The following is a 1,522-nucleotide window of genomic DNA, read 5'->3' on the forward strand; positions in this document are numbered from 1 at the left end:
CTCGGGGAACCGGAAGAAGTCGATGTCGTCGAGCTGGTCCCGGGGCACGGAGTCCGCGAAGAACGTACCGATGAGCATCATGCCGGTCCGGCCCTGGAGCAGCTCGGTCGTGGCGTCCTGGAAGGCGAGCGCCGTGCCGCGCTTGTCGATGAACGGCCGTGCCTCGTCCCAGCGGTCGAAGACGCGCCGCACCTCCGGGTCGTCGAAGCGGTGCCGGCCGGCGAGCAGGTCACGGTGGTAACCGGCGCCGTTGATACGGATGTTGAGGTAGTCGAACCAGGAGGAGGCGACCCAGGCGGTACCGCTGCCCGCGCCGAGCCCGACCGGGGTGACCTTCTTGCGCCGGAGCGTCTCGCACAGGTCGAGGAAGTCGTCCCACGTGCGCGGCTCCGACACTCCCCACTTGCGGAAGTTCGACCTGCGGTAGAAGAACCCCCACCAGTAGTAGCTGGTCGGCACGAACACCTTGTGGCCCGCCCGCGACGTGCACAGGCTCTTCAACGCCTTGCTGTACCGGGACAGGTCGGGGCTGCGCCACACGTCGTCGAGGTTCAGGAGCAGGTCGCGGCGCGCGTACGCGTCGGCCACCGAACCGGGGTACCAGGTGTACAGGTCCGGCGGGTTGGCCGAGGTGAGGTAGGTCGGCAGCTGGGTGCGGAAGGTCTCGGAGGCCACCGTGTTCAGCGATGCCGAGGCGCCGCCGCGGGCGTTGAAGCCGTCGACGACCTTCTGCAGGGCCGACTTGGCCTGGGGTGCGGAGAGGTTGGACTGGAGGGTGACGGCGCCGCCGGAGGACACGCTGGAGCGGACGGAGGTGACGCATCCGCTCAGCGCGGCGCCCGCGCCGAGCGCCCCGGCTCCGGTGAGCAGACGCCGTCGGGTGAGGCCCGAACCGCCTCTGGACATGGGGGACATGGTGACTCCTGGGAGGTCCGGGACCGGACCGCGCCCTCGCGGCGGTCCCGGACTGCGGTAGGGAGAAGGGCCTGGCGGTCAGTCGGACGCGGGCAGCGGCGTCCGCCACAGCCGGCCGTCGACGCCGCGGTACGTGGCGGACAGCGGGGCGCCGGTGAGCGCCGGGGAGCCGGTGAGGGCGGCGCTGGCGAACTCGGGGCGCTTGGACCAGTCGCTCCAGGCGTCGTCGCCGGTGCCGGGCGCGAGGGAGCGCTGCCACACCGTGTAGTCGCCGGCCCGCGCCACGAGCCGTACGGTGTCGCCGTCGCGGGCCAGGGCCGGCGAGGCGCTGGTGGCGCCGCCCAGCGAGGACCAGGCCGACCAGGTGCCGTCGCTCCCGCGGACCCGGGTCCACACCGCGCTGTCCGTGGCGCGGACGGCCACGTGCACGCGGCCGTCCGGGCCGGTCACGGCCGCCGGGTCGTCGTACAGGCCGAGGCCTTCCGGCGTCCCGAGGTCCTGCCAGTGGCCGGCGGCCGAGCGGACGAGCAGCGCGCCGTCCCGGCCGCGGGCCGCGAGGGCGTCGGGCGTGCCCGCGGTGCCGGCCGTGGCGGGCGCGGACGCGAGG

Annotated in this window: 1 protein-coding gene and 1 pseudogene; both read right to left on the reverse strand. The window is 73.9% G+C overall.

Features of this window, described 5'->3' with window-relative positions; translation table 11 throughout:
• The coding region (locus GTW43_RS16635; protein WP_161302816.1) for an ABC transporter substrate-binding protein at positions 1-906 on the reverse strand (906 nt) is incomplete at its 3' end.
• 87 nt (positions 907-993) lie between these two features.
• Positions 994-1,522 (reverse strand): annotated as a pseudogene (locus GTW43_RS16640) (glycoside hydrolase family 27 protein); the annotation flags it as partial.

The sequence above is a fragment of the Streptomyces sp. SID5785 genome (assembly GCF_009870065.1).
Taxonomy (GTDB): Bacteria; Actinomycetota; Actinomycetes; order Streptomycetales; family Streptomycetaceae; genus Streptomyces.